The sequence below is a fragment of the Paenibacillus sp. Soil522 genome, from assembly GCF_001428245.1.
Lineage (GTDB): Bacteria > Bacillota > Bacilli > Paenibacillales > Paenibacillaceae > Pristimantibacillus.
The window spans coordinates 1-517 of the sequence record NZ_LMRV01000015.1 but is presented as its reverse complement, the minus strand read 5'-3'; the positions used below and the strand labels follow the sequence as shown (position 1 = coordinate 517).

The following is a 517-nucleotide window of genomic DNA, read 5'->3' as shown; positions in this document are numbered from 1 at the left end:
TACCTAATTTGAAAATATAATCCTTGGTCTGATGTTTCCAGACAGTTTTTGAATTTAATTTCTTTAACTTTAGGGTGTTTTGATATTTCTGTAAGCACGGTAAAACCATCTTCTGCTTTCGGTTCAATACAGTAAATTTCGATATCAATGTCAGGATTAACAATTAATCCGTAAGCAGTCGCCCCTACAACTATGGGTAAGCCTATTTTAGCCAGCCGATTCAATAATTGAAGTTCATCTAATATCTCTTTTGTTATTACCAGACGTTTGTTAGCACATTCTATGCTGGTTTTCACTTCCATCCTCAGTCTCCTTTTATTAAATGTAATTCATTTGATGAAGAACCCCACTTCCGATAGACAGTTACTTCTACAAAAAAGGGAGCAGCTACTACAGCAATTTGATCCCTGGATCGTATTAACTATCGTACCCGTTAGCGTAACGTTTAACCTAATCGGTATTACCTTGCTCTAGTGTTATTGTTTTTAATCTGTCCGTTCCAACTGCTCCAGGGCTT

The 517-nt window shown here is 36.6% G+C and carries 1 protein-coding gene; it reads right to left on the bottom strand.

Translation table 11 applies throughout. The features are described from left to right. Nucleotides 1-302: hypothetical protein (locus tag ASG81_RS31575; RefSeq protein ID WP_200961421.1), on the bottom strand; the 302-nt coding region annotated here is incomplete at its 3' end. Nucleotides 303-517: the final 215 nt, after the last annotated feature.